19 protein-coding genes are annotated in these 25,602 nt (G+C 70.2%); 6 read left to right on the plus strand and 13 right to left on the minus strand.

Annotation, left to right across the window (positions count from 1 at the left end; translation table 11 throughout):
• Window positions 1-45: 45 nt before the first annotated feature.
• The 3 genes from ACIGXX_RS15690 to ACIGXX_RS15700 all read left to right on the plus strand — a co-directional run bounded on the left by ACIGXX_RS15690 (window position 46) and on the right by ACIGXX_RS15700 (window position 1,598).
• Window positions 46-492, plus strand: a complete 447-nt coding sequence (locus tag ACIGXX_RS15690; RefSeq protein ID WP_351171843.1) for a BlaI/MecI/CopY family transcriptional regulator — start codon at window positions 46-48, stop codon at window positions 490-492.
• 10 nt (window positions 493-502) lie between these two features.
• Complete coding sequence (locus tag ACIGXX_RS15695) at window positions 503-1,036, plus strand: amino-acid N-acetyltransferase (RefSeq protein ID WP_351171840.1); 534 nt, start codon at window positions 503-505, stop codon at window positions 1,034-1,036.
• Window positions 1,037-1,259: 223 nt separating this feature from the next.
• The gene (locus tag ACIGXX_RS15700) at window positions 1,260-1,598 is read left to right on the plus strand and encodes an Lsr2 family protein (RefSeq protein WP_351171837.1); all 339 of its coding nucleotides are present in this window, start codon (window positions 1,260-1,262) and stop codon (window positions 1,596-1,598) included.
• On the opposite strand, the gene ACIGXX_RS15705 is transcribed toward ACIGXX_RS15700, so the two are convergent.
• Window positions 1,577-2,170: an SCO3374 family protein gene (locus ACIGXX_RS15705; protein WP_351171834.1), complete on the minus strand. Its 594-nt coding sequence runs from the start codon at window positions 2,168-2,170 to the stop codon at window positions 1,577-1,579. The two genes, ACIGXX_RS15700 and ACIGXX_RS15705, sit on opposite strands and share 22 nt — an antisense overlap.
• Before the next feature lie 441 nt (window positions 2,171-2,611).
• Here ACIGXX_RS15705 and ACIGXX_RS15710 point away from each other — a divergent pair, with 441 nt between their 5' ends.
• Window positions 2,612-5,140 carry an ATP-dependent Clp protease ATP-binding subunit gene (locus ACIGXX_RS15710; protein ID WP_351171831.1) on the plus strand — a complete coding sequence of 843 codons (2,529 nt, stop codon included), beginning with the start codon at window positions 2,612-2,614 and terminating at the stop codon, window positions 5,138-5,140.
• 159 nt (window positions 5,141-5,299) lie between these two features.
• Here the strand turns inward: ACIGXX_RS15710 and ACIGXX_RS15715 are convergent, their stop codons facing one another.
• The 6 genes from ACIGXX_RS15715 to ACIGXX_RS15740 all read right to left on the minus strand — a co-directional run bounded on the left by ACIGXX_RS15715 (window position 5,300) and on the right by ACIGXX_RS15740 (window position 16,730).
• The gene (locus tag ACIGXX_RS15715) at window positions 5,300-7,864 is read right to left on the minus strand and encodes an NACHT domain-containing protein (protein ID WP_361471766.1); all 2,565 of its coding nucleotides are present in this window, start codon (window positions 7,862-7,864) and stop codon (window positions 5,300-5,302) included.
• 57 nt (window positions 7,865-7,921) lie between these two features.
• On the minus strand, window positions 7,922-10,483 hold the full coding sequence (locus ACIGXX_RS15720) for an NACHT domain-containing protein (RefSeq protein WP_351171825.1): 2,562 nt from the start codon (window positions 10,481-10,483) through the stop codon (window positions 7,922-7,924).
• A 1,527-nt stretch (window positions 10,484-12,010) separates the two neighbouring features.
• Complete coding sequence (locus ACIGXX_RS15725; RefSeq protein WP_366463701.1) at window positions 12,011-12,448, minus strand: PPOX class F420-dependent oxidoreductase; 438 nt, start codon at window positions 12,446-12,448, stop codon at window positions 12,011-12,013.
• An 89-nt stretch (window positions 12,449-12,537) separates the two neighbouring features.
• Window positions 12,538-12,660, minus strand: a complete 123-nt coding sequence (locus ACIGXX_RS15730) for a hypothetical protein (protein ID WP_351171819.1) — start codon at window positions 12,658-12,660, stop codon at window positions 12,538-12,540.
• A gap of 100 nt (window positions 12,661-12,760) precedes the next feature.
• On the minus strand, window positions 12,761-13,528 hold the full coding sequence (locus ACIGXX_RS15735) for a VOC family protein (protein ID WP_399975945.1): 768 nt from the start codon (window positions 13,526-13,528) through the stop codon (window positions 12,761-12,763).
• 82 nt (window positions 13,529-13,610) lie between these two features.
• Window positions 13,611-16,730, minus strand: coding sequence for an NACHT domain-containing protein (locus ACIGXX_RS15740; protein ID WP_399975948.1), 3,120 nt, complete (start codon window positions 16,728-16,730; stop codon window positions 13,611-13,613).
• A 494-nt stretch (window positions 16,731-17,224) separates the two neighbouring features.
• On the opposite strand from ACIGXX_RS15740, the gene ACIGXX_RS15745 reads away from it, so the two are divergent.
• A complete protein-coding gene (locus tag ACIGXX_RS15745; RefSeq protein ID WP_351171812.1) occupies window positions 17,225-17,884 on the plus strand; it encodes a M23 family metallopeptidase in 660 nt (219 codons plus the stop codon).
• Between the two features lie 14 nt (window positions 17,885-17,898).
• Here ACIGXX_RS15745 and ACIGXX_RS15750 read toward each other — a convergent pair whose 3' ends face one another.
• Window positions 17,899-18,510, minus strand: coding sequence for a helix-turn-helix domain-containing protein (locus ACIGXX_RS15750; RefSeq protein ID WP_351171809.1), 612 nt, complete (start codon window positions 18,508-18,510; stop codon window positions 17,899-17,901).
• Between the two features lie 190 nt (window positions 18,511-18,700).
• Between ACIGXX_RS15750 and ACIGXX_RS15755 the strand changes: the two genes are divergently transcribed.
• Entirely contained in the window at window positions 18,701-20,386 is a 1,686-nt protein-coding gene (locus ACIGXX_RS15755) for an MDR family MFS transporter (protein ID WP_361471781.1), read from the plus strand.
• 126 nt (window positions 20,387-20,512) lie between these two features.
• Here ACIGXX_RS15755 and cseC read toward each other — a convergent pair whose 3' ends face one another.
• The 5 genes from cseC to ACIGXX_RS15780 form a co-directional block, all read right to left on the minus strand.
• On the minus strand, window positions 20,513-21,841 hold the full coding sequence (gene cseC, locus ACIGXX_RS15760) for a two-component system sensor histidine kinase CseC (RefSeq protein ID WP_351171988.1): 1,329 nt from the start codon (window positions 21,839-21,841) through the stop codon (window positions 20,513-20,515).
• 161 nt (window positions 21,842-22,002) lie between these two features.
• Window positions 22,003-22,716 (minus strand): two-component system response regulator CseB, encoded by a 714-nt coding sequence (gene cseB, locus ACIGXX_RS15765; RefSeq protein WP_351171803.1) that lies wholly within the window; start codon window positions 22,714-22,716, stop codon window positions 22,003-22,005.
• 9 nt (window positions 22,717-22,725) lie between these two features.
• Window positions 22,726-23,385 (minus strand): hypothetical protein, encoded by a 660-nt coding sequence (locus ACIGXX_RS15770; protein WP_351171800.1) that lies wholly within the window; start codon window positions 23,383-23,385, stop codon window positions 22,726-22,728.
• Window positions 23,373-23,921 (minus strand): SigE family RNA polymerase sigma factor, encoded by a 549-nt coding sequence (locus ACIGXX_RS15775; RefSeq protein ID WP_190083940.1) that lies wholly within the window; start codon window positions 23,919-23,921, stop codon window positions 23,373-23,375. The genes ACIGXX_RS15770 and ACIGXX_RS15775 overlap by 13 nt, the downstream gene beginning before the upstream one ends.
• 208 nt (window positions 23,922-24,129) lie before the next feature.
• Entirely contained in the window at window positions 24,130-25,071 is a 942-nt protein-coding gene (locus ACIGXX_RS15780) for an A/G-specific adenine glycosylase (protein WP_351171797.1), read from the minus strand.
• Window positions 25,072-25,602 lie beyond the last annotated feature (531 nt).

A 25,602-nucleotide genomic window follows, 5' to 3' on the forward strand; every position in this document is an offset into this window, starting at 1 on the left:
CACGTCCGTCACGTCATTAGTGACATCTCCCACTATTGTTCTGGTGTGCCTCGCCCCTTGGGAGAACTCGAAGACTCAGTCATGACACGGGTGTGGAAGTGGAACCGCCCCGTGACCGTTCGAGAAGTCCTGGAAGACCTTCAGCAGGAACGGTCCATCGCGTACACCACCGTCATGACCGTTTTGGACAATCTTCATCAGAAGGGCTGGGTGCGCCGTGAAGCGGAAGGCCGCGCCTATCGATATGAGGCGGTCTCCACTCGGGCCGCCTACGCCGCCGCACTCATGAACGAAGCATGGTCGCAGAGCGACAACCCCGCCGCCGCTCTCGTCGCGTTCTTCGGGATGATGTCGGCGGAACAGCGCGAAGCGCTCAGTGACGCGATGCGCATCGTGGGCCCGGCCGCGCAAGCGCCCATCTCCGAAGCGCCCATCTCTCGACCGCCGATCTCCGAAGGCCCCGGCGCGGCGGAGCCCGAAGCAGAGCGATAGCGTCCGGTTCATGCCAGCAGAACCCCCTGAACTCAGCGCTAAAGCAGTCTCCGTACGCCGGGCGCGCACAGCCGATGTACCGGTCGTACGCAACCTCCTCGACTCCTACGCACGTCAGGGGATCCTGCTCGACAAAGCGACGGTCGCGCTTTACGAGTCCATCCAGGAGTTCTGGGTGGCGGAACGCGACGACAACGCCGAGGTGGTCGGCTGCGGCGCCCTGCACGTGATGTGGGAAGACCTCGCGGAAGTGCGCACTCTGGCGGTGAACCCACATGTCAAGGGCGCCGGAGTGGGTCATCAGGTGTTGGGCAAGTTGCTGCAGACCGCTCGCTGGCTCGGTGTCCGGCGGGTTTTCTGTCTCACCTTCGAAGTCGACTTCTTCGCGAAGCACGGCTTCGTGGAGATCGGTGAGACACCGGTCGACGGAGATGTCTACAGCGAGCTGCTGCGTTCCAAAGACGAGGGTGTCGCCGAGTTCCTCGGCCTCGAACGAGTGAAACCGAACACCTTGGGCAACAGCCGGATGCTTCTGCATCTGTGATCGTCGCCGGTATTCCGAGCTGCCTGCTGCCCCGGTTCCCTATGTCCGAAACGCGCACGTTTCCTGGGTTCTCGGGGTGCTCGGTCTCTCCCGGGGGTTTGTGTTTTTCCAGCAAAAGCGGTTTGCTTTCCGACGTACTGCAGTACTGCATATAACAGGGGGCGGCGATTCTGCGGCGCGCGCCGTGCGATCCCGACCTAAGTTATCGATGAAAGGAAATCCGGTGGCACAGAAGGTTCAGGTCCTTCTTGTCGATGACCTCGACGGTGGCGAGGCAGACGAGACCGTGACGTTTGCGCTGGACGGCAAGTCGTACGAGATCGACCTCACCACGTCGAACGCGGACAAGCTCCGCGGTCTTCTTGAGCCGTACCTCAAGGGTGGTCGTCGCACCGGTGGCCGTGGGTCGGCCGGGCGCGCCAAAGCCCGCGCCTCTGCCACGAGCGGCGGTCAGGACACCGCGGCCATCCGCGCCTGGGCGAAGGACAACGGTTTCGAGGTCAACGACCGCGGCCGCGTCCCGGCGTCCATTCGCGAGGCCTACGAGAAGGCCAACGGCTGACGACGGGTTCGTCGCAACCGGACCCGGTGGCACTGCGTTGCCGCCGTGTCCACAAGTCGTACGAGACCGGAGCCCACGGCGGGGTCGCTGTGGGGCACGGTGCCACCCCCCACGCAGTACAGGGACGGCAGTGCCGGCAGCGTCGGCTCCACCTCACACCCGGGCTCTGGGGGTCGCAGCCATACGGCGGCCCCCTGCGAGCCGGACCACCCCGGAGGCGTGGGCGCGTCGATACGTCCGCCCGCCCCGACGGCCGTGAGGTCCAGGGGGATGCCGCCCCACTCCAGCCACTCCAGGAGCCCCGGCAGTTCGTCGGCGCTCCCCGCGGCCACGAAGAGCCGCATCGATTCCCCTCGCAGAGCCACCGGAGCCTTCGGCCCGAGATGCCGCAGGGCGGCGAAACCGGCCTCGGCGGGCAGCTGCAGTACGTCGAAGCGGAGCCCCGTCAGGAGCTGTACCGGCAGCCCGGGACGGCGCTCGGCCGTCGCCCAGCCGAGTTCGTTCTCGTACCACTGCCGCACCGGGTCGCTCTGCTCGACCGGTACACGGGGCTGGGGAACGGTGATGGCCATGCCAGGAGCAACCGGCCGGAGGGGCCCCGGGTTACGCACCGTGGCGCTGCGATCGCGCAGAGTGTCCGGAAAGAGGGCGTAAGGACGTGTTCGGCGGCGCAAGGGTGTTCGCCCGTAGCGGAGGGAACCGGCGCGCGCCGCATGGAGTGTCAGTCCTTACGGGTAAGACATCCCTAGTGGGGAGGGGCGACACACGCGCCAGGCCGTCTCACGTTCGCCATCGGCGTAGCTGAGGTGAGGGTAAGTGCTTGGCCTGCGGGAACATCGTCTCGCACCATCGGGTTGGAGCAGTTGTCGGCGTTCGGGGTCAGGAGGCACCTCTTGTTCTCGGCCGGGTGTCGGCAGTTGGAATGAGCGGTCCCCGCTTGCGGGACTAAGCTGCGGAAGGACAGGGAGGGGACAGCCCCCTTACTGCCTGACCGCTCTGAGGAGCGATTAACGATGTTCGAGAGGTTCACCGACCGCGCGCGGCGGGTTGTCGTCCTGGCTCAGGAAGAAGCCCGGATGCTCAACCACAACTACATCGGCACCGAGCACATCCTCCTGGGCTTGATCCACGAGGGCGAGGGTGTCGCCGCTAAGGCCCTGGAGAGCCTCGGGATTTCGCTCGAGGCGGTCCGCCAGCAGGTGGAGGAGATCATCGGCCAGGGCCAGCAGGCCCCGTCCGGCCACATCCCCTTCACCCCCCGTGCCAAGAAGGTCCTGGAGCTTTCGCTCCGCGAGGCCCTTCAGCTGGGCCACAACTACATCGGCACGGAGCACATCCTGCTCGGCCTGATCCGCGAGGGCGAGGGCGTCGCAGCCCAGGTCCTGGTGAAGCTGGGCGCCGATCTCAACCGGGTGCGGCAGCAGGTCATCCAGCTGCTCTCCGGATACCAGGGCAAGGAGACCGCCACCGCAGGCGGTCCTGCGGAGGGCACGCCTTCCACGTCCCTGGTGCTCGACCAGTTCGGCCGGAACCTCACCCAGGCCGCTCGTGAGTCCAAGCTCGACCCGGTCATCGGGCGCGAGAAGGAGATCGAGCGGGTCATGCAGGTGCTGTCCCGCCGTACGAAGAACAACCCCGTGCTCATCGGCGAGCCCGGCGTCGGCAAGACCGCCGTCGTCGAGGGCCTGGCCCAGGCCATCGTCAAGGGCGAGGTGCCCGAGACGCTGAAGGACAAGCACCTCTACACGCTTGACCTCGGCGCGCTGGTCGCCGGCTCCCGCTACCGCGGTGACTTCGAGGAGCGCCTGAAGAAGGTCCTCAAGGAGATCCGCACCCGCGGCGACATCATCCTGTTCATCGACGAGCTCCACACCCTGGTGGGTGCGGGTGCCGCCGAGGGCGCGATCGACGCCGCGAGCATCCTCAAGCCGATGCTGGCGCGAGGCGAGCTGCAGACCATCGGTGCCACGACGCTGGACGAGTACCGCAAGCACCTGGAGAAGGACGCGGCCCTCGAGCGCCGCTTCCAGCCCATCCAGGTCGCGGAGCCGTCGCTGCCGCACACCATCGAGATCCTCAAGGGTCTGCGCGACCGTTACGAGGCCCACCACAGGGTCTCCATCACGGACGAGGCGCTGGTGCAGGCCGCCACCCTGGCCGACCGGTACATCTCGGACCGCTTCCTGCCGGACAAGGCGATCGACCTGATCGACGAGGCCGGTTCCCGGATGCGCATCCGCCGGATGACCGCGCCGCCGGACCTCCGCGAGTTCGACGAGAAGATCGCGGGCGTGCGTCGCGACAAGGAGTCGGCCATCGACTCCCAGGACTTCGAGAAGGCGGCGTCTCTCCGCGACAAGGAGAAGCAGCTGCTCGCGGCGAAGGCCAAGCGCGAGAAGGAATGGAAGGCCGGCGACATGGACGTCGTCGCCGAGGTCGACGGCGAGCTCATCGCCGAGGTCCTCGCCACGGCGACCGGCATTCCGGTCTTCAAGCTGACCGAGGAGGAGTCCTCGCGTCTGCTGCGCATGGAGGACGAGCTCCACAAGCGGGTCATCGGCCAGAAGGACGCCATCAAGGCGCTTTCGCAGGCGATTCGTCGTACGCGTGCGGGTCTGAAGGACCCGAAGCGTCCCGGTGGCTCGTTCATCTTCGCCGGCCCGTCCGGTGTCGGTAAGACGGAGCTTTCCAAGACGCTCGCCGAATTCCTCTTCGGTGACGAGGACGCCCTGATCTCCCTCGACATGTCGGAGTTCAGCGAGAAGCACACGGTCTCGCGACTCTTCGGTTCGCCGCCCGGATATGTCGGCTACGAAGAGGGCGGGCAGCTGACGGAGAAGGTCCGCCGCAAGCCGTTCTCGGTCGTCCTCTTCGACGAGGTCGAGAAGGCCCACCCGGATATCTTCAACTCGCTCCTCCAGATCCTGGAAGACGGTCGCCTGACCGACTCCCAGGGCCGGGTCGTGGACTTCAAGAACACGGTCATCATCATGACGACCAACCTCGGCACGCGTGACATCTCCAAGGGCTTCAACCTTGGATTCGCCGCCGCGGGTGACGTCAAGACGAACTACGAGCGCATGAAGACCAAGGTCAACGACGAGCTGAAGCAGCACTTCCGCCCGGAGTTCCTGAACCGTGTCGACGACACGGTGGTCTTCCACCAGCTCACCGAGGAAGACATCATCCAGATCGTCGACCTCATGATCGCCAAGGTGGACGAGCGTCTCAAGGACCGCGACATGGGCATCGAGCTCAGCGGTGACGCGAAGAAGCTGCTCGCCAAGAAGGGCTACGACCCCGTGATGGGCGCCCGGCCGCTGCGCCGGACCATCCAGCGCGAGGTCGAGGACATCCTCTCGGAGAAGATCCTCTTCGGCGAGCTCCGCCCCGGCCACATCGTGGTCGTCGGCACGGAGGGCGAGGGTGACGAAGCCAAGTTCACCTTCCGTGGCGAGGAGAAGGCGGCGCTTCCGGACGTCCCGCCGATCGAGCAGGCGGCAGGCGGCGGCGCCGGGCCTAACCTGAGCAAGGAGGCCTAGGCCTCCGGCCCGCAGCCGCAGTACAGGCTCAAAGGGGCTGCCCCGGACCGTGAGAAACGGTCCGGGGCAGCCCCTTTTGGTTGTGTTCGGACTGCGGGTGCTGCGTGGCTGGTCGCGCAGTTCCCCGCGCCCCTTCGGAGCGCTGCCCCCGCCCCGCGGCTATGACGTGATCGTGATGCCCTCCGGCACGTTTCGTACGCGTGGCAGGCGGGGGTTCACGCGGAGCACGCTCAGGTTCGGGAAGCCCGTGAGCCAGGACATGTCCGTGTCGGCCAGCTCGGCGGTGATCCACAGGTGGGTGAGCTGCTCGTGCTCCAGGCCGTCGAGGAGCTCCTCGGTGCGTATGACGCCGACGACCTGGATCCACGGCCGCCCGCCGAGGTGCCGCAGCGCCGCGAGCTCGGCGGTGTCGGCGACGGGGAAGTACAGGCCGACCGGATCGAGATGGGCGATGATCTCGCGCGCGTACCGCTCCGTGTCGAAGTGCCGCCACGGACGGGCCAGTTCCATCCGGATGGACAGCGCCGAGCGGTGGCGCAGGCGTGCGAGGTAGTCGATGGCGGCGTCGTCCTGGACGCGGGTCGCCGTGATCGCGAGGAGCAGCGCCTGCTGGTCGCTGGGCACCTGCTCGGGGTCCGGCAGCTGCTCCAGGACGATGGGGCCGACCCAGCCCAGGCTGCGGGCGGCCAGTTCGGTCGTGGGGCGTACGAGGTTCTTGGTGCGGTCGTGGACGAGCTGCTGCACCGCCGGGTCCAGCTCGGTGACGTGCTCCAGGCAGGCCGCGGCCATCAGGCGCCGGTGGTTCACGTGCGGGCGGCGCAGGTTCGGGGCCGCGGCCAGGAGCCGCTCCAGGAAGTCGGCGCACTCCTCGGGCCGTGCGTGGGCGGCGGCCATGCGGATGACCTCCTCCCACTCGGCGCGGTGCGCGTGCTCGACGAGGGTGCGGAGCTGGCCGCGCGCCACTATTTCCTTGGCGGCCAGATAGTCCTGGAAGGTGCGGTGGATGAAGTCCACCGAGAGACCCGCCTGTTCGCGGAGGAGCCCCGTGCGGTGCAGCAGGTGGCGGAAGATCTTCTCGCCGTCGCCCTCGGCACGCGCGGAGGGGATGGCGGGCAGAGCGGTGTCCAGGATGGCGACGACGCGCTGTCGCGGCAGCTCCGAGACGCCCTCCTCCACCATCGCGTGGGCCAGCTTACGCAGGAGCAGCTCCCGGGGACCCTGCATGAGCCGCACGTCATCGGCGTACAGGACGTCGCGTTCGGGGTCGCGGCGCTGCAGGAGCATCTCCAGGGCCGCGTCGTACAGCTCCTTGCGCCCTTTGGGCAGCGAGCCGGAGCGGTCGCGGTTGAGGGCGCAGATGAGGCCGCACATCAGGGGGTTGGTGGCGAGCTGGCGCAGCTCGCGGAAGATGCGCACGGAGTGCAGGAGGCGCTGTTCGTACTCCTTGAGCTTGTCGCGTTCCGCCTGCTCCTTGCACTGCTCGTCGCTCATCGCCGCCGCGTGCCAGTCGTGGATGAAGCGCGTGACCTGGTCGCGCGACATCGGCGCGAGAGAGAGCTCTTTGAAGCCCTCCTCGGCGAGGCGCTCCTGGGCGAGCCAGCCGTCCTCGACGGCGGAGGGGCGGGAGGTGACCAGGCAGCCGTTGCCGGAGAAGATGCGCAGCAGGCGGCGCAGCTGGTTGCGCAGCTCGCCGCGGGTGGACTCGGGGGCCTCGTCGATCCCGTCGACCAGGAGCATGGCGCGGCCCGCGAGAAGGGTGCGCACGACCCAGCCCTCCGGGGCCTGGTCGGCCAGCGGGTGGCGGATGGCGTGCAGGAAGTCGTCCGGGGCGGGGAAGCCCTCGCGGGCGAAGCGGCGTACGGGAAGGACGAAGGGCACGCGGGCGCCCTCGCGCGCCGCGGCCACGGCGAGCCACTGGACCAGGGTCGTCTTGCCCGAGCCCGCGACGCCGCGCAGCAGGACCCGCTCGGGGCCCTCCAGGGCCCGGTCGGCGAGCAGCACCGTGCGCGGCTCGCCCGGTACGCCGCTGCCGCTGCTCTCCTCGGCCTCCAGGCTGAGGTAGGTGTCCTCCAGGGGCCAGCGGTCCGGCGCGTTGGCCAGGTCCACGCCGACGATGGTGAGCCAGCCGTGCTGGCGTACGACCTCTTCGGCGTAGGCGGACTCGAAGTCCCGGTCCTCCTGGGACCGTTCGGGCTGGCGGGCCGCGGCCTCGGCGTCGTTCAGGTCGATGAGCTGGCGGATGCGGCTGGCCCGCTCGGCCATGTGCCGCTGGATGTGCGGGGAGCGCCGGACGAAGTGGTACAGGACGTGCAGACACGCGGCCACCAGCAGCTCGTCGTGGAACCACGCGGCGGTGGGGGACAGGGCGCGGTCCGCGCCCTGCACGGCGCCCCTGAGGCGGCGCGCGTAGTCCTGCGGACCCAGGCGCACGGCGTCCACGTCCGTGAGGTCCAGTTCCCCGATGGCGAGCAGCGTGCGCGTCAACACGTCGACAACAGAGGCGAGTTCGGTCGTCGGGGCGGAGTGCGCCTCGGCGGCCAGGTGCACGAAGTCGGCGGCCGCGCGGTGCACGTCGTCCGGGGTCGCCGGGGCGTCGGCGCCGCGCCAGGTGGTGAGGGCGGCGATCAGGTCGGGCGCGTCGGGCGGCTGCGGGGGAGGCGTCCGGATGAGCCGTTGTACCAGGGGTGCGGCGAGGGTCGAGGGGATGCGGACAACGGGCTCCATGGACATAGGGGGTCCCTGCGGGTGGGATTTCGTGTGTCGTGGAGGGTCAAGGGTAGGTCAACTCCTCCACGGCGGCGGGGTGATGAGTTCGATCCAGTGCGGTGCCTGCTGGGCCACCGCCTCACCCACCTCAGAGGTCACATGGACCCTCCTGAGGTTCGGGAAGACCGAGAGCCAGGCCAGTCCTTCGACGGGGTGGGACGCTTCCAGGCCGAGCCGGGTGAGCCGGTCGCGCACGATGAGTTCGGTCAGGTCCTCGACGCGGTAGGCGCCGACGACCTGGATGTCCGCCCAGCCGCCGATGTCGCGCAGGGCACGGAGGTCCTCGGGGTCGCGCACGGTGACCCGGGCCTGGCGGGGCAGGTGCGCGAGTATCTCGCGGGCGTAGAGCTCGCGGTCGAAGTGCGGCCAGGACGCGGCGAGCGTCCGCTGGACGTCCACGCTCGGATGCTCGCGGAACTGGGTGAGGAAGTGCAGCGCGGACTCACTGCCCAACTCGCTCGCCGTACGCACCACATGACGTGCCGCGTGGTCGTCGAGCCCTTCCGCGGACGGCAGCAGCGAGAGCACCAGCTCGCCGCCCGCCCGCGCCAGCTCCTCGGCCTCGGCGCTCGATCCGGGCGGCACGAGCAACTGCACCCCCACCTCCACGAAGGAACGGATCGCGGGCGCCACCTCCGCCGCGTACGGCAGCCCTGCGGCGGCAAGCAGCTTGCCGCGCGGGGTGCCCTGCTCCACGAGGCGCCGCAGCATCTGCTCGGCCTCCTTCGGCCGCGCGTGAGCGACGGCCAGGAGGACGACGTCCTCCCACTGGTCCTTGTGCGCGTTGTCCAGGAGCAGGTCGAAGTCCAGTTCCTGTACGGCGAGCCGCGAGCCGAGGTAGTCCTGGAAGGTGCGGTGCAGGAAGTCGACGTGTCCGTCGGCGGGTTCGCGCAGCAGCCCGGAGCGCAGCAGGAGCGAGGTGTAGACCTCCTCCGCGTCGCTGGTCAGGTTCAGGGAGGGCAGCGCCTGCGTGATGATGTGCAGCGCGTCCGAACGGTACATCTCCGAACGGCCGTTGCGGATGAGCCACCACGCGAGCCGCTGGAGCAGCTGGATCTGGGTGGCGTACGGAATGCGCACCACACCCGGGTCGTCCAACCCCCTTTCCCTGTCGCGCCGTTCGAGCAGCATGGAGAGCGCTGCCTCGTAGAGGGATTTCCTGTCCTCGGGCAGGAAGCCGTTCCGGTCGCGGTGCAGGGCGCAGAGCATGCCGCACATCAGGGGGTTGGTGGCCAGGCGGTTCAGCTCGGTCGTGGTCCGTACGGCCTGAAGCAGGGAGTCGCCGGTGGACTCGTCGGCCCCGGCGGCGCGGTGCCAGCGGCGTACGAACGTGGCGACGTCGTGGCGGGCCATCGGGGAGAGCGTGAGCTCGTTGAAACCGGCGGCGGTCAGCCACTGCTCGGGTACGGCGGAGGGGCGTGAGGTGACCAGCCACAGGTTCCCCGGGAAGGTCCGGGCCAGCTCGCGCAGCCACCGGCGGGCGCTCTCCCTGCGCTCACCGGCGATCTCGTCTATCCCGTCGACCAGCAGCACGCCGCGTCGGGCCCGCAGGACGCGGTCGACCCAGCCGGCGGGCTGCTCGCCCGCCACCGGGCAGGCGACGGCCTTGAGGAAGTCCCCCGGGATGGGCAGCTCGGCCCCCGGGCGCAGGATTCTCCTCATCGGCAGGACGAAGGGCACACGCCCGATGAGGTGCGTGAGTCCGTGCTCGTACGTCCGGCTCGCGGCCGTCACGGCGAGCCACTGGACCAGGGTGGTCTTGCCCGATCCGGCGACGCCGCGCAGCAGGACCTGGTCGTGCTGGGCGAGGACCTGCTCGGCGGGGACGTGCAGCCCGCTGCCGCCGTAGCCGGTGCGCTCGCGGGTCGCCTCCAGGCTGAGGTAGGCGGTGTCGAGGGGCCACTCGCTGGTACCCGCGTCGAGGCCGTAGATGGTGAGGGTGCCGTGGCGCTGCCCGATGTGGGCGGCGTAGAGGGCTTCGAAGGCGGCGTCCTCGGTGGACTGGGAGGGCAGCCGGTCCAGGAGGATGTCGATGGTCTGCACGAGGCGGGCCAACTGCTGTGTCTGGGCGAGCTGTTGGCGGGCGATGAAGGTGGAGCGCTGCGAGAAGAAGTTGAGGATGTGGAGGGCGGCGGTGTGCAGGAGCTGGTCGTAGAAGAGTTCGCCGCTCGCGCTGAGGCCGAAGGAGATGACGACGACGCCCGCGTTCGAGCGCAGGAGGCTCGCGAAACCTTCCGGGCCCAGGGCGACGGCTTCGTAGTCCTCGATGGTGATGGTGCCGAGGGCGGCGAGGGAGTGGGCGAGGGCGCCTCGCACGGCGAGGGCTTCCGCCGGTTCGATGGGCTGCTCGTACGGGCCCGCGGCCTTGAGTGCCCGGCGGACCAGTTCGTCGGCGACCTTCTCGGCGTCCTTGGGCGTCACGCTGCGCTTCTCGCCGCTGAACGAGACGAGCGAGGAGATCTTCACCGGCTTCTCCACCAGGGCCGCGCCCGGCTGGTCCGCCACGAAGAGCTTCTTGATGAGCGGCACGACGACGCTGGACGCGATGCGGGCGCCTAGCGTGGTGGCTTCGACCATGTGTCGAGAGTAGGTGAAGGGCCGTGGGGTCGGCGGTGGTTGGGCGGTAACTAGTACCCCGGCGGGGGGTATCGCTGGGGCACGCCGTGCGGGTCCCCCGCGGGGAGGCTTCGGTGCTGTTCCGGTGGGCCTGGCTTTGGGGGCGGCAGGGAGCTCTCTTGTTGGGTGCTGCGGGCTTTGGGGGCGGTAAGGAGCGTTGGCTGGCGCCGCCGGGCACTGCGTGCGCCCCGCGTTGCTGGGCACTAGCCCCGGGGCGCGGGCTCCGGCCACGGCTCACGCCCCCTGCGGCAGGGGTGCCCCGGCGGCCTGCGGCGCCGCTTGGCCCCCACCCGCCCGCCCTCTCCTGGCCCGGTGCCTGCCCCCCCCTGGGGGTGTGGTGTGGTCGACCGGGGCTCGGGGTGCCGCCCCCGTGGCTGCGGCATCGGTGTCCCGGCGGCCTGCGGTGCTGCTTGGTCCCCACCCGCTCGCCCTCTCCTGGTCGGGCGCCTGGGCCCCCTGGGGGTGTGGTGTGGTCGACCGGGGCTCGGGGGGCTGCCCCCGTGGCTGCGGCATCGGTGTCCCGGCGGCCTGCGGTGCTGCTTGGTCCCTACCCGCCCGCCCCTCCTAGCTGGGTGTCCCCCCGGCCGTGGGGCCGGACGTGGCACTGGTGCACCCTGCTGTCAGGCGTCCGGCGTGCCGGGCCCGGACCCGGGGTGCTGACCCATGGCATCGGTGTCCCGGCAGCCTGCGGCGCTGCCTTGTCCCTACCCGCCCGCCCACGCCCAGCTGGGCACCCGCCCCGGGGCACTGACTCCGCCCCCGGTTCGCGTCCCCGGCCTGCGGCAGCCGCGCCCCGGCAGCCTGCGACACCGCCTCGTCCCGTCCACTTGCCCCCACCCCGCCGGGCACCTGGCCGGGGTCACCGGCTCCGGCCACGGCTCACGCCCCCGGCCTGCGGCGCCGCTTGGTTCCCACCTCTCCGCCCCCTCCTGACCGGGTGCCTGGCCCCGGGGCCGTGGTCTGGTCGACCGGGGCTCCATCCACGCAGTGGGACAGCCGGTTCTGGCTGTGGCCTGGGTAGTTGGGGCTGGGTAGCGGCAGGTTGGTGGCCCTGGGGTGTGGCCGCACCGGACCCTTGCTTCGCCGGGCCGGCGGCTCTGCTCGGTGCCGGAGCCGCCCGGTTGTCGCGAGGTTGGCGGTTCCGGGGCGGGAGTCAAGGGCGCTCCTGCCGTCGCGTCGGCTGCGCCGATGACCCTTCGGGCCACCCTTGACACTCGTCCCTCCACCGCGCGAGGGAGGACGACCGGACGGCCCGAAGGGCGGGACTCTCGACCACTCCCGCCAGGCTCCGGGGTCTCGCTGCCAGGTGCGGACCGGTACGTCGCAGGGCGCCGGCGCGGGACGTGGTGCGGTCCCGTCGCGCGGCTGACCACCGGGCCCTTGCGTGCTGAGTCGCGAGGCCGGGTGCCCTCCTTGTGAACCGTTCGGCCGGGCGGAGGGCAGCCGAGGGGGGAGGGTTGGCAGGCCTCCTCAGCCTCCTCAGCCTCCTCAGCCGAGCCTGGTGCCGTACACGTTGTCCACCGTCATGGTGATCAGCACCCGGCGGTCGGACACCATGACCTCGCGGTACTCGTCCCAGTTCGGGTGCTCGCCGGCAGCCGCGCGGTAGTAGTCCACCAGGGCCTGGACCTCGGGGCCCTGCGGGTCCGTTCCCGGCCCGGTGAGGGTGGCCGTGCCCTCGGCGGTGGCCCAGGCGCGGCCGTCGGGGCTGGTCACCTCCAGCGTGGCGCGGGCGTCCCGACGCAGGTTCGCGATCTTCGCCGTCTTCGCGGTCGTCGATACGCGGATCACGCCGTCGGAGCGGTCGTACGACGGCATGACCGGCGAGAGCTGGGGGCGGCCGTCGGACTTGATCGTCGCCAGTACGCCGAGGTTGCTCTGCGCGAGCAGGGCGTGCGGGTCGAAGGGTGTGTCTGTGGTCGTCATGACCGGTCCAACTTGCCGCTAGGGGCGGGGTATTCCGGCTTGTCGTGGGCCGTATGGGTGGTTCGGGGACCTCCCCTTCGGGGACCTGCTCAGGGGGCGATGCCTTCGATGGCGTTCTGGACCACGCGCGACAGGTCCTCCTCCCGCGACAGGTCCTCCTCCGTGGGGACCAGCTCACGGTCCGCCGGATTCGCCTCGGTGTTCTTGCTCATAACGCCGAGAGTCGCGTGAGTGGCCTTTACAGACGCGGAGTTGGTGTCACATCACTCGAATGTGTGGCCGTCCCGGCGCCCGAGCCTGCTGCGGTGCAGCTCAGAGCCTCGTGATGACGGAGAACTCGTTGCCGGAGGGGTCGGTGATGGTGGCGATCCGGCCGTACGGGATGTCCTCGGGGGTGGTCGACGTGCCGCCGGAGGCGGTGGCTCGGCGCACGACCTCGTCCGTGTCGGCCACCTCGAAGGTGGTGGCCCAGTTGGACGTAGGGGTGGAGGCGGCCGGGGTGCCGAAGATGCCGCCGATCTCGTGGCCGTCGGGGCGGCGCAGGAAGGTGAAGTCCATGCCCGGCAGGTCCTTGTTGAGGTCGAGGGTGTAGTCGAACACCGCGCTGTAGAACGCTCGGGCCGGTTCCGGGGTGGGGGTGAGCAGGTCGTTGCGGACGAGTGAGCCGGGCTCGTTCACGATCTCGCAGCCGATGCGGGTGCGGGCCTGCCAGAGGCCGAAGCGGGCGCCCACGGAATCCTCGGCGATGGCCGTGCGGGCGCCTTGGGCCGTGACGTCCTCCGGCCCCTGGAGCAGGGTGCCGCCTGCCTCGGTGATGCGTTTCGCGGTGCCGTCGCAGTCCGGGGTGGCGAAGTACATGGTCCAGCCGAAGCCTGGGGTGGCCGCCGCCTGCGTGATCGCTGCGACGGGCTTCCCGTGGAGGAGGCAGGTGGCGCTGCGCTCGCCGGCCGTGGGCGGTTCGTCGGAGTACTCCCAGCCGAAGAGCGCGCCGTAGAACTCCAGCGCACGGTCGAACTCGGTCACGCGGAGGTCGATCCACGTGGGGGTGCCGTCGGGCTGGGCGGTGGTGACGTGGCTCATCGTCGGCTCCTTGCGTCCTTCGTCGAACGGGGCGCGTCTGACGCTAGGTGCCTAATAGGTCAGGTGCTGACCTGGTTTCAGCTCAATCGGTGCTGACCTCGTTGGTGTCGCGTATCTCGATGTGCGTGGGGAGCGCGTCGAGGTCGGACACCTGGGCGGTGGAGATCGTCAGGTGCCGCAGGGTGGAGAGGCGCACGAAGGGGGCGACGGAGAGCTTCTCCTGGCCCGTGAGCCCGTACACGGACAGGTGGGTGAGGCCAGGGAAGAGCCGTACGGCCTGGGCTGTCGTCGAGGTCCAGTCGGCGCCCTCGTGCAGGAGGGACAGCTCTGTGACGCTGGGGAGCGTCAGCCCTGCCGGTGCGTGGGCGAGGTTGCCGGATGCCATGTCCAGCCGGATGAGGTGGCGGAGGGGCGCGAGGGCTTCCCAGGCGGCGGCGGAGGCGGGGCCGTCCGTCTCGCCGAAGAGGACCCACTCCAGCTCAGGCCATCGGTCCAGGCTCCGCAAGTCGTCCACGGTGCGAGTGGAGTCGAGGAATGCCAGCGTGCGCAGCGGGGCCTCGACGGGCAACACGCTCAGGCTCCAGGGCTCGTTGATGTCGATGAGCCGCAGTTGATCCAGTTCGCCCAGCGCACGAAGCGCCTCGGGAGTGAGGCGCGAAGGGGGCATCCTGAGCGAGAGGTAGGTGGGGACGCAGGATGCGATCAGGCGGGAGGCGGCTGTGGGAGAGACGGTCTCCCGGATGTCCAGGAGCCTCGGGCGTATCCCCAGCCGTTCGAGCTCCAGGATCTGCCCCGATCTGCGGATGGTGAAGTGCGTGCTCGTGGCGTCGAGTCGAGGGATCACCTGCTCGCCGTACCTGCGGGAGTCGTAGCGACTCCACGCCCACATGAGCTGGCTCTGCACGGCCAGCGCGGGATGGCGCGCGAAGCGGGCGAGGAAGGGGATCGCGGCATCGGAAGGGATGCTCGTCGCGGTGATGGCCACGTGCCCGGCCTCCTCCTCGTCGAGGCCGTCCGGGCCCGGCAGCAGGTCCAGGACCATGGGGCCGACCGCCGCGAGCTCGCGGGCGGCCTCCGCGCTGCGGGGCGGGATCACCGCGGCCAGGCGGCGCTCCACCTCCTCCCGCACCGCCGGATCAAGCTCGGCCGCATGCTCCAGACAGGCCGCCGCGAGCAGATGCACTCGCACCCGCGCCCGTTCATCGCCGTGGGTGTCGCCGAAGGTCAGCAACTCGCCGAAGAAGGCGGACCGTTCGCGGGGCCGCGCATGCGCCACCGCCATGCGGATGACGTCCTCCCACTGGTCGTCCGCCGCGTGGCGTGCGAGGACGCCGAAGTCGCCCTCGTCGACTGCCGCCCGCGCGCCCAGGAAGTCCTGGAACGTGCGGTGGATGAAGTCGACCGTCTCTGGAGCCGGTTCGCGCAGGAGGCCGCTTCGGTGAAGGAAGTGTTCGAAGACCGCCTTCGCGTCGCCCAGCGCTGCCACCTCCGGTACCGAGGGGAGCGCGTCCGCGATGATCGTCTCCGCTCGCGAACGGTCCATCGTCGTACGGCCGTTGCGGATCAGCCAGTAGGCCAGGCGTTGGAGGAGTTGCAGCTGCGGCTCCTCCCGCAGGTCGGGTACGTCCATGTGCCGCTCGCGGTCGCGGCGGATCAGGAGCATGGACAGGGCCGCCGTGTAGAGGTCCTTGCGGCCCAGGGGGAGGAAGCCTCTGCGGTCGCGGTGCAGCGCGCAGATCAGGCCGCACATCAGGGGGTTGGTGGCCAGGAGGCCGAGGTCGGGCTTGGCGTGCACCGCGTCGAGGAGCTGGCTCTCGTACGAGGCGAGCGCGGCGTCCTCGTCCGCCGCACCCGTGCGTGCTGCCACGTGCCAGCGGCTGATGAAGGTCGCCGCGTCCGCCCGGTTCATCGGGGAGAGCGTCAGCTCCGTGAAGTCCTGCTCCGCCAGCCAGTCCTCCCGTACCGCCGACGGGCGCGAGGTCACCAGCCACCGGTTGCCGGGGTACGCGTCGATCAGGTCGCTCAGCCACTCCCGCGTGCGCGAGCGCTCCGTGTCAGGGATCTCGTCGATTCCGTCCACCAGGACCAGCGCCCGGCCCGCCGTGAGTACGCGGGACTCCCAGCCCTTGGGCTGCGTGCCCGCCAGGGGGGAGCCGACCGCCGCGAGGAAGTCCGCCGGGGCGGGGAGGCGCTCGCCGTTGCGGGTGAGGGTGCGCAGGGGGAGTACGTAGGGGATGCGGTCGTGGAGGTACGTCATGCGGTCGTCGTCCGGGGCGCAGCGCGCGGCGCTCACCGCGAGCCACTGGACGAGCGTGGTCTTGCCGGAGCCGGCCTCGCCGCGCAGGAGGACGCGGGCGTGGGTGGCGAGGGCCTGATCGGCGGGACGGAGCGTGGGGGTCGCGTCGCTGCCCTGGTCCGCCCACTGCCTGATCGTGGGGCTCGCCATGGCCAGGGCGTCGGCGAGCTCCTGGGCCGTCGGATGGCGCGGGTCGTACTGGTCCGTCGCCTCCAGCGACATGTAGGCCGCATCCAACGGCCACCGCCCCGGCGAGTTGGACAGATCGATCCCGAAGATCGTCAGCTTCCCGTGCTTCTTCGCCACGTACGCGAGGTACCGCTGCTCGAAGGCCACGTCCTCCGCCCCCGGCAGCGGGTTCCGCGCGATCAGTCCGTCCACCTTCGTGATCAGTTCCGCCTGCCTGCGGCTCTGCTCGACCAGGGTGCGGGCCACGAAAGAGGAGCGTTGCGTGAAGAACTGGAGGATGTGCAGGCACGTCGTGTCGAGCAGGCGCTCGTAGAAGTACGTGGCGTCCGCCGACAGGGTCCGCTCCGGGGCGCCGGCCGCTCCCCGCAGCCGGGCCGCCAGCCGCTGCGGGCCCAGCTCCACCGCCTCCACGTCGCTCAGGGTCAGGTCGCCCAGCGCGTGCAGGGTGCGCGACAGCGCGTCCGTCACCGCCCGGCGCTCGTCGTCGGCGATCGCCCGCTCGCCCGTGCGCAGCGCCTGGTGGACCAGTTCCCCGGCCAGCCTGGCCAGGTCCTTCTCCGTCAGGGTTCGCTTCTCGCCCTTGAAGGACACCAGGGCCGACAGCCGCACCGGCCGGTCCACCAGGCCCGCGCCCGGCCCCTCTCGTACGAACAGCTTCTTGATCAGAGGGGCTGCGACGCCCGAGGCGAGCCGGGCGCCTATGACCGCGGGATCCATGCGCCGCAGCGTAGTGCCGGTCACATTCCGGAGGTTGTGGATCTCGGGGGCCGGTGACATGACGCACAGGCGTTATGTCCGGTACTAGGCGGAATAGTGGTGGCGTTCGGAGTGGCGGAGAGGACCTTCGGTCCGCAACCTCCGGGACCTTCGGCTCGTCGGGGGGTCGGAGGGCCGGCCGGGGCCAGTACTGGCCCCGGTGGCCTCTCCGAAGTGGGGTTAAACCTCACTCCGATGATCAAAAGAGGCAAGTGGTTGAAGGGGGAATTGTCGGGATTTGGGGGTGTCAAGGAGGAGAAAGTCGGGCGGGTGGCTACGGCTTTCGGTAGTAGATGGGGGGTTTGAGTGGGTGGCGGGGTGCGGGTTACCAAGGGATGGCCAACCCGGCGGGACGCAGAGCTGCGTATGCCGGGTCCCTTTATGCCCGGCATGTACCGCTGACGCGCCGCATGCCATGCCATGCCCCACGCTCCCCATCCCGGAGGTCATCCGCCATGTCGAAGCGCGCCACGTCCCACCTTTCCGGCCTGTCCCTGCTCCGTACGCGGACGGCCGTCGTCACCGTCGCGGGCCTCGGGCTCGGAGCGTCGGCCGTTCTCGGTTCCGGGATCGCGGCCGCCGCCGACACCAAGGGCGGTGCGCTGCCCGGCGTCTCCGCGAACTCGATATCGGCGCAGGCCGACGCGCAGGCCAAGGCCGCGAGCAAGGCTCAGCAGGCCGCCGCGAAGAAGGCCGTCGCCTGGCAGGACCCGGTCGACAAGTACACGCTCTCCGCGTCCTTCGGGCTCGGCGGCAACATGTGGTCCAGCAAGCACTCCGGCCAGGACTTCGCCGTGTCCATCGGCACGTCCGTCGAGGCCGTGCACAACGGCACCGTCGTCAAGGCCGGCCCCAACGGCGCCGGTGACGGTCCCGCGTACGGCAACGCCATCGTGATCAAGCACGACAACGGCACGTACTCGCAGTACGCGCACCTGTCGAAGATCGACGTGCGCGTCGGCCAGACCGTCGGCACCGGCCAGCACATCGCCGCCTCCGGCAACACCGGAAACTCCAGCGGCCCGCACCTGCACTTCGAGATCCGTACGACCCCGAACTACGGCTCGGCGGTCGACCCGGTCGCGTTCCTGCGTGCCGAGGGCGTCACCGTCTGACCGGCGGCGACAGCTCAGGCGCCTTCGTGCGCCCGTGTCACCAGATCGATGGCGACCTCCAGGATGGCCTTGCGCTTCTCCTCGGGGTCGCCTTCGGCGTCCTTGAGCACGAACATCCCGCCGTGCATCGTGAAGAGCGCCGAGAAGCAGCGGACCTGAGCCGTCATGGGGGCGCCCGGCTCCCGGAGGATGTCGAGCAGGCTGAACATGCGGTCCTTGAAGGTCTCGCCCGTCTTCAGGTCCCGCATCGTCGCCTGGTTCTCCTGCATGAAGCGGAAGAGCGGGGACGCCCCCGTGAGGATCTCGCTGTAGCGGGTCAGGATCGTCCGCTTGACCTCCAGCGTGTGCGGCTGGTCCTTGCCCCACTCCACCAGTTCGTCGATGGGCTTGGTCAGGTCCTCGAAGATGCTGGTGAGGATGTCTTCCTTGGTCTTGAAGTGGTAGTACAGCGCCGCCTTCGTGACCTCCAGACGCTCCGCGATCTCGCGCAGTGACGTCTTCTCGTAGCCCTGCTCGGCGAAGAGTTCGAGGGCCACGTCCTGGATGCGCTGGCGGGTGTCCCCGCGGCGCTGCTGCTTGCCCGTGCCTGCGCCCGTGCCGGCGCCCGCGCCTGTGCCCGTGACCATCTTGGTGCTCCTCGGCTCCCTCGACTCGAATCCTTGGACCCGATTTTACTTACTTGACGCCCGGCTAGTTAGGGGTCTAGTTTCCCTCAGTGTAGTCAGCTTGCCGGTCGGCAAGTAAGTGGCAGTCGTAGACAGCGGTACGCAGCAGCACGCAGCAGTACGCAGTCGGGGAAACCGGGGAGTGGGGAACATGGCGGAGACCGAGAAGAAGCCAGGGGAGCAGGCGAAGCCGGGGGCACCGGCGAAGGAAGCGCCACAGTCGCGCAGCGTGCGCGTCGTGATGATGGCGCTGATGGTCACGATTCTGCTCGCGATGCTCGACAACATGATCGTGAGCCCCGCGATGCCGACGATCGTCGGCGACCTCGGCGGCATGGAGCACCTGTCGTGGGTCGTCACCGCGTACATGCTCGCGACCGCCGCCTCGACCCCCATCTGGGGCAAGCTCGGCGACATGTACGGGCGCAAGGGCGTCTTCCTCACCTCCATAGTCATCTTCCTGGCCGGTTCGGTGCTCAGCGGCATGGCGCAGGACATGGGCCAGCTGATCGGCTTCCGCGCGGTCCAGGGGCTCGGCGCGGGCGGTCTGATGGTCGGCGTCATGGCGATCATCGGTGAGCTGGTCCCGCCGCGGGAGCGCGGCAAGTACATGGGCATGATGACCGGCGTCATGGCGGTCGCCATGATCGGCGGCCCGCTCGTCGGCGGCACGATCACCGACCACCTCGGCTGGCGCTGGGCCTTCTACATCAACCTGCCGCTCGGTGCCGTCGCGCTCGCCATGGTGACCGCGGTGCTGCACCTGCCGAAGAAGAAGGCGCAGGGGCGGATCGACTACCTCGGTGCGGCTCTGCTGACCATCGGCATCAGCTCGCTCGTGCTCGTCACGACCTGGGGCGGTACGGAGTACGACTGGACCTCGACCGTGATCATGGAGCTCATCGCGATCGGCGTCGTCTCGCTCATCAGCTTCGTCATCGTGCAGAAGAAGGCCGCCGAGCCGATCCTGCCGCTGCACATCTTCCGCAACCTCAACTTCACGCTGATGGCGGTGATCGGCTTCCTCACCGGCTTCGTGATGTTCGGTGCGATGCTGTTCCTGCCGCTCTACCAGCAGGCGGTGCAGGGCGCGTCGGCCACCAACTCCGGGCTGCTGCTGCTTCCGATGCTGCTCTCGATGATGGTCGTCTCGTTCTTCTCGGGGCGGTTCACCACCTCCACCGGCAAGTACAAGATCTTCCCGATCGCGGGCACCGTACTGATGGTGCTCGGTCTGTTCCTGCTGGCGCAGATGGACACGGACACGTCGCGGTTCACCTCGGGCCTCTACATGGCGGTGCTCGGCGCGGGCATGGGCTGCCTGATGCAGATCACCATGCTGGTGGCGCAGAACAGCGTCGAGATGAAGGACATGGGCGTCGCGTCGTCCTCGGCCACGCTCTTCCGTACGCTCGGCTCCTCGTTCGGCGTCGCGATCATGGGGGCGCTCTTCAACAGCCGGGTCGAGAGCACGATGTCCGAGCGGGCCGGGGAGCTGGGGGGCAAGGTCACCGAGCAGTCCGCGCAGCTGGACGCCGACAGTCTGTCGAAGCTGGCCGCGCCGGTGCGGGAGGCGTATCAGCACGCGGTGTCGGCCGGTACGCACTCGGCGTTCCTGCTGGGGGCCGTCATCGGCGTCGCCGCTCTGGTCGCGGCGTTCTTCGTCAAGGAGGTTCCCCTGCGGGGGGCCGGGCCGAAGGACTCCGAGCCCTCGGGCTCCGACTCCGGCTCCGGGGCGGCCGAGAAGCCGGTCGATGAGCCGGTCGATGAGCCGGTCGAGGGTGCGGATGGGGACTCCGCGCGTGGTCCGCGGGACGCGGTTGCAGAGGTCGTCTGACCTGCGGTCCCACCCCCTCGGCTGAAACGGGCCCCCGGCACCTCTTGGTGCCGGGGCCCGTTGCTGCTCTGGGAGTTGTGCGTGCTGCCCTGCGGTTGGGGCGTTGCGCCCACAAGGACCGGGACTCTACTTGTACTTGTCCGGCAGTTGCAGGATCGGGTAGCTGCCCGTGTTCGTCGGGGCGTGTTCCGGGAGCCACAGGACCGCCACCGCGCCCTCCGCCGGGTCGTCGGGGGCCGCGCCGGCCGGGGTCACGTTGCGGAACGTGAGCCTCGCGCCGAGCACCCTCGCCTGGCCCGCCGCGATCGTCAGGCCCAGGCCGTGGCCCACGCCCGCGCGGTCGGTGCTGCCGGTGCGGAAGCGGCTCGGGCCCTCCTCCAGGAGGCCGGCCGGGAACCCCGGACCGTGGTCGCGGACCCGCACCACGCGGCCCTCGACACTGACCTCGACCGGCGGCTTCCCGTGCTTGGCCGCGTTGGCGAGCAGGTTGCCCAGGATGCGCTCCAGGCGGCGCGGGTCGGTGGTGACCTCCGACTCGTGCACCACCGTCACGCGCACGTCCGAGTTGAGCACCGCGATCCGCCGCGTCACGAACTCGCCGAGCATCAGGTCCTGAAGCTCGGCCCGCTCGGCCGCGCTGTCCAGACGGGCCACTTCCAGGACGTCCTCGACGAGCGTGCGCATCGCCTGCGCCCGGTCCCTGACCAGCTCGGTCGGGCGGCCCGGCGGCAGCAGCTCGGCCGCCGTGAGCAGACCGGTCACCGGCGTACGCAGCTCGTGCGCGATGTCGGCCGTCACGCGCCGCTCGGCTTCGAGGCGCTGCTTGAGCGCGTCCGCCATCGCGTCCACCGAGCGCGCCAGGTCGTCGGTCTCATCGCGTACGACTCCGCCGATGGCATCTCGTACGCTCACGTCCGTCTGCCCCTGGGCGACCTCCTGCGCCGCGGTCGCCGCCTTGCGCAGGCGCCGCGAGAGCTGGCCGCCGATGAGCACGCCGAGCGCGCAGCCGCCGAAGACGACCGAGATGGAGCCGATGACCAGGGCCTGGTCGAGGTCCTTCATGACGGTGGCGCTGCGGTCGGTGAAGCGGGTGTGCAGGGAGAGGATGTGGCCGTCGCTCAGCGGGACCGCGGCCCAGATGTCGGGGACGCCGCTCGCGTGGTCCTCCACGTACGTGGCCCTGCGCCCGGCGAGCACCTTCGCGAGGAGCTCCCTGGGCATCTCCGGGTCGTCGACCTTCATGCCGAACTGGCCCGTCCGGCCGGACGTCTCGTAGATCCGCTGGGCGTACTGGATGCGCTCGTCCTGCACGTCGCGCGCGTTGTCGAGCATCGAGACGCGCGCGGCGTTGTGCACGACCAGGCTCAGTGCCACCGCGACGAGCGCGCCGACCAGCGCGATCGCCGCGCTGATCTTCCAGCGCACGCCGGTGCGCAGGCGGGAGCCGAACGCCATGCCGACGCGGGCGCGCAGCACGGCCACGCGCCCCCCGCTCTCCCTGCTCATATAGGTCCCCCGAGATGCGCCGCGCCGTGCGGCCGTGCCGTGTCGCCGTGCGGCCGTGCCGTGCTGTCGTGCGGCCGTGCCGTGTCGTCCCGTTCAGGCATGCCGACGGTTCACGCCTTGAGCTTGTAGCCGAAGCCGCGGACCGTCTCGATCCGGTCCTGGCCCACCTTCGTGCGCAGCCGCTGCACATGGACGTCGACGACGCGGGTGTCACCGCCCCAGCCGTAGTCCCACACGCGCTCCAGGAGCTTGTCGCGGGAGAGGACCGTGCCGGGCGCGGACGAGAATTCGAGCAGCAGGCGCATCTCGGTCGGCGTCAGGGCCACCGGAGCGCCGTCCTTGCGGACCTCCATGCCCTCCGTGTCGATCTCCAGGTCGCCGAAGTGCAGGACGCCGCCGTCCGGCGAACCGCCCTCGCCCGCGGCGGGCGCCCCCGAGTCGGGGCCGCTCGCGTGGCCGAAGCGGCGCAGCACGGCGCGAATCCTGGCGACCAGGACGGCGCCGTCGAACGGCTTCGTCACGTAGTCGTCGGCCCCCGCCTCCAGGCCGAGCACGACGTCGATGGAGTCGGCGCGCGCCGAGAGCATGATCACAGGGACCGTGGACTCGTCGCGGATGCGGCGGCACAGAGAGACGCCGTCCAGGCCCGGCACCATCACGTCCAGGAGCGCGATGTCCGGGCGGTCGGCACGGAACGCCTCCAGGCCGAGCAGGCCGTCGGGCATCGCGGTGACGACGAAGCCGTCCCGTTCGAGGGCGAGCTGCGTCGCCTCGCGGATGACGTCGTCGTCCTCGACGAACAGGACATGGGTGTGCTCTGCCATCGGGTGCTCTCAGTCCTCCGTCGGAGCGGGTGCGTCGCCGCCCGCCGCGCTGCTGTAGTGGTTGCGGATTCGGTCCGTCTCCCGGAAGTGGTTCGCGGCCCACTCGTACGTGATGACGTCCTCGCCGGACGGGTACGACACCGGATCACCCTTCTCGTACAGCTGCTTGGTGACCACCAGGTCGCCCCGGTCGATCTCCGCGTAGACGGGTGGCTCCTCGTCCTGGAAGACATTCTGGTACTTCTTGCCCTCGGTGCGATACACGTACGTGCTGGTACCGACCGCGTCACCGCAGGTCATGATGTTCACGACGACGTCGGCGGCGGCTCCTCCGGTCAGGTTGCCGTAACTCACGTCGACGGGGTACTCGTCGGCGACGCAGGGCTTCAGGTCGCGCTTGACCGTCCGGCTGACCTTCGGGTCGTTCTTGACGATCTTCACCGCCTCCAGGGCGGTGGGCGGCGAGGTCGAGGACGTCGCGGTGGGGGACGGGGAGGGCGTCGGTGACATCACCGTCTCGCCCCGGTTGCCGGGGCCCTCGTCACGGGCGCCGGAGCCGCCCGTCGAGCAGGCGGTGGCGGAGAGCAAAAGGCCGACGGCGGCGACCGCGGCCGTTGCCGCGCTCCCCGCCTTCGTCGTCCTGCCAGCCCGGGTGCTTAGGCCGCGCAACGCTCCCGCTCCTCACGTTCGAGCGCGCCGGTGGCGGGCTCCTCACGGTCCCGGCTCTCCAGCTCCTGGCGGAGCCGGGCGAGCGCCCGGTGCAGGGTGCTCTTGACCGTTCCCGCGGACATGCCGAGTGCCGCGGCCGTCTCCTCTGTGGACATCTGCTCCCAGTGTCGCAGCACGACGACGCTGCGCTGCTTGGGTGCCAGCACCTTCATGATGTCCATCAGGAGGGCGCGGTCCGCATGCTGTTCGGTGGAGTCTTCCACGCTCGCGTCGGGCAGCTGCTCGGTGGGGACCTCTTCGAGCTTGCGGGCCCGCCACCACTCCGTACGCGTGTTGATCATGACGCGGCGCAGATAGGCGTCAGCGAGCCGCTTGTCGGCTATGCCGTCCCAGCGGCCGTACGTCCGCACGAGCGCGGTCTGCAGCAGGTCCTGGGCGTCGACGGGGTCGGGGACCAGGCGCCGGGCACTGCGCAGCAGGGCGTCCTGCCGAGTGCGGACGTACTCTTCGAACTCGAGCACCTCGCCGTGCGCCATACCTAACCGCCTCCGTTCACCGACCACCGCTGCTTGTGCGGTACGGCTATGAAGCTACGGAGGCGTTGTCACGAGGCTGTGCGGAGCAGCCAGCGGGGGGCGCACGGCCTTCCGTCGGTTGTGTAACAGAAGTAGGCGGGACGTAAAGCGGGGGCGTTTCGTTCCGATTTGGCCGCTGTCTCAGGTGGGCTGTCCCTGGTGGGCTGTCTCAGGTGAGAGGCAGGCGGTAGAGGGCGTCGGGGAGCGGTTCGACGAGGCCGTCGGCGACCAGTCCGTCCAGGGCGCGGGCGCGCTGCACGGGTTCGTCCCACACCCGGTCGAGGGCCGCCTGCGGTACGGGGGCCACGGCCTCGCGGAGCACCGCGAGCAGCTTGCCGCGGACCTGGCGGTCCGTTCCCGCGTACGTCTGGCCCTTGCGGGCCGGACCCTGGTGCGCCGGTTTGCCGGCCGCCTGCCAGGCGCACTGCTGCGAGATGGGGCAGCGGGCGCAGTTCTCGTTCTTGGCGGTGCAGACGAGGGCGCCGAGCTCCATGGAGGCGGCGGCCCAGCGGGACGCCGTGCGCTCGTCGTCGGGCAGGAGGGCGCGGGCGAGCTTGCGCTCGGCGGCGGTGGTGGCGTTCGGGGGGTACTGGACGCCGGTGACGGCGCGCGCGAACACCCGCCGCACGTTCGTGTCGAGCACGGCGTGCCGCTGCCCGTACGCGAACGACGCCACGGCCGCGGCCGTGTACTCGCCGATGCCCGGCAGCGCGAGCAGCTGCGCGTGCTTGGTGGGTACGTCGCCGCCGTGCCGTTCCGTTATGGCGATGGCGGCGCCGTGCAGCCGCAGGGCGCGGCGGGGGTAACCGAGGCGTCCCCAGGCACGGACGGCTTCGCCCGGGGCTTCCTTGGCGAGGTCGGCGGGGCGGGGCCAGCGGGCGATCCACTGCTCGTACACGGGCAGGACGCGGCTGACCGGCGTCTGCTGCAGCATGAACTCGCTGACCATCACACCCCAGGGCCCGGCGTCGGGCCGACGCCACGGCAGATCGCGCGCGTTCGCGTCGAACCAGGCGATGACGGGACCGTGCAGGGCCTCGCCGGCGGGCTCGGGGCTGTCGGAAGTGGCTGACATGGGCATGGGCGGCATGGGCTTCGTGGGCGCAGTCATGGCATGACGATCCTGCCATGGGGTCGCCGGAGGGCGGGCCAGGCGGGGCTCCTGAGGACGCGCGTTTCCGCTCGGCGGCGTTGCCGGTGGGGTGCGGGGCCCGTTCGGTGGCGGGCGCGGGCCGTTCGCGTCTCGCGGCGCACTGCGGGTCTGGTCCGTCGGTGGGTGCGGTTCCGGGCCGGTATGTCCGTCCTCGCTGTCGTCCGGTGGCCGCATTGGTGCTTCGGCGCCGGAGTGGCGGGAACCGTGCTCCGGGCGGACATACCGGCGCGCCCCCTCGCGTCTCGCTGCCGACTGCGGGTGCATGGGGCCGATGCGCCAGGGCTGGGGCACGTCGCGTCGCATCCTGCCGTCTCCCAATTGCCCCCGGGCCGGTCTGTCCGGGTAGCTCCGACCCCGGCACTGCGGGGCAATCGGGTGGGTGGGTGGGAGAGCTTGTTCGTTCAGGGGTGGATGCGGGGTGATCGGGTGGGTGGGTGGGTGGGGAGGGCTGTTCGGTCGGCGGAGGGGCGAGGACCTGACGATCGGCAG

This window comes from Streptomyces sp. NPDC055243, from assembly GCF_044544025.1.
Taxonomy (GTDB): domain Bacteria; phylum Actinomycetota; class Actinomycetes; order Streptomycetales; family Streptomycetaceae; genus Streptomyces.

Excerpts from the sequence above, each read along its gene's own strand:
- ACIGXX_RS15705 (WP_351171834.1), bottom strand. The coding sequence starts at position 2,170 with ATGGCCATCACCGTTCCCCAGCCCCGTGTACCGGTCGAGCAGAGCGAC.
- ACIGXX_RS15715 (WP_361471766.1), bottom strand. The coding sequence starts at position 7,864 with ATGGAGCCCGTTGTCCGCATCCCCTCGACCCTCGCCGCACCCCTGGTA.
- ACIGXX_RS15775 (WP_190083940.1), bottom strand. The coding sequence starts at position 23,921 with ATGGCGCACGGCGAGGTGCTCGAGTTCGAAGAGTACGTCCGCACTCGG.
- cseB (WP_351171803.1), bottom strand. The coding sequence starts at position 22,716 with ATGGCAGAGCACACCCATGTCCTGTTCGTCGAGGACGACGACGTCATC.
- ACIGXX_RS15710 (WP_351171831.1), top strand. The coding sequence starts at position 2,612 with ATGTTCGAGAGGTTCACCGACCGCGCGCGGCGGGTTGTCGTCCTGGCT.
- ACIGXX_RS15750 (WP_351171809.1), bottom strand. The coding sequence starts at position 18,510 with ATGGTCACGGGCACAGGCGCGGGCGCCGGCACGGGCGCAGGCACGGGC.
- ACIGXX_RS15755 (WP_361471781.1), top strand. The coding sequence starts at position 18,701 with ATGGCGGAGACCGAGAAGAAGCCAGGGGAGCAGGCGAAGCCGGGGGCA.
- ACIGXX_RS15695 (WP_351171840.1), top strand. The coding sequence starts at position 503 with ATGCCAGCAGAACCCCCTGAACTCAGCGCTAAAGCAGTCTCCGTACGC.
- ACIGXX_RS15735 (WP_399975945.1), bottom strand. The coding sequence starts at position 13,528 with ATGAGCCACGTCACCACCGCCCAGCCCGACGGCACCCCCACGTGGATC.
- ACIGXX_RS15745 (WP_351171812.1), top strand. The coding sequence starts at position 17,225 with ATGTCGAAGCGCGCCACGTCCCACCTTTCCGGCCTGTCCCTGCTCCGT.
- ACIGXX_RS15720 (WP_351171825.1), bottom strand. The coding sequence starts at position 10,483 with ATGGTCGAAGCCACCACGCTAGGCGCCCGCATCGCGTCCAGCGTCGTC.
- ACIGXX_RS15740 (WP_399975948.1), bottom strand. The coding sequence starts at position 16,730 with ATGGATCCCGCGGTCATAGGCGCCCGGCTCGCCTCGGGCGTCGCAGCC.
- ACIGXX_RS15780 (WP_351171797.1), bottom strand. The coding sequence starts at position 25,071 with ATGACTGCGCCCACGAAGCCCATGCCGCCCATGCCCATGTCAGCCACT.
- cseC (WP_351171988.1), bottom strand. The coding sequence starts at position 21,841 with ATGGCGTTCGGCTCCCGCCTGCGCACCGGCGTGCGCTGGAAGATCAGC.
- ACIGXX_RS15730 (WP_351171819.1), bottom strand. The coding sequence starts at position 12,660 with ATGAGCAAGAACACCGAGGCGAATCCGGCGGACCGTGAGCTGGTCCCC.
- ACIGXX_RS15725 (WP_366463701.1), bottom strand. The coding sequence starts at position 12,448 with ATGACGACCACAGACACACCCTTCGACCCGCACGCCCTGCTCGCGCAG.